This is a genomic window from Mesorhizobium sp. M5C.F.Ca.ET.164.01.1.1 (assembly GCF_004792125.1).
Classification (GTDB): domain Bacteria; phylum Pseudomonadota; class Alphaproteobacteria; order Rhizobiales; family Rhizobiaceae; genus Mesorhizobium; species Mesorhizobium wenxiniae.
In genome coordinates this window covers 1-288 of the sequence record NZ_SRTG01000561.1, presented here as the reverse complement: position 1 = coordinate 288, position 288 = coordinate 1, and the positions used below count along the sequence as shown (strand labels likewise).

General features: G+C 63.5%; 1 pseudogene. It reads left to right on the top strand.

Annotated elements, in window-relative coordinates:
• A pseudogene (locus tag EN807_RS34745) lies at nt 1–288 on the top strand (phosphate acyltransferase); the annotation flags it as partial.

Here is a 288-nt window from a genome sequence, read left to right as displayed (position 1 = left end):
GCGGATGCGCACCAGCTCATCGATTTCGCCATTCTGGGTACTGGCATGGCGCGCTCGATCTTCGGCATCGACCGTCCGAGCGTCGGTCTGCTCAATGTCGGCGTCGAGGAGATCAAGGGCCAGGAAGAGGTCAAGGAGGCCGGGCGCATGCTGCGCGAGGCCAACATGGCATCGATGAACTATCGCGGCTTCGTCGAAGGCGACGATATCGGCAAGGGCACGGTCGACGTCGTCGTCACCGAAGGCTTCGCCGGCAACATTGCGCTCAAGACCGCGGAAGGGACCGCC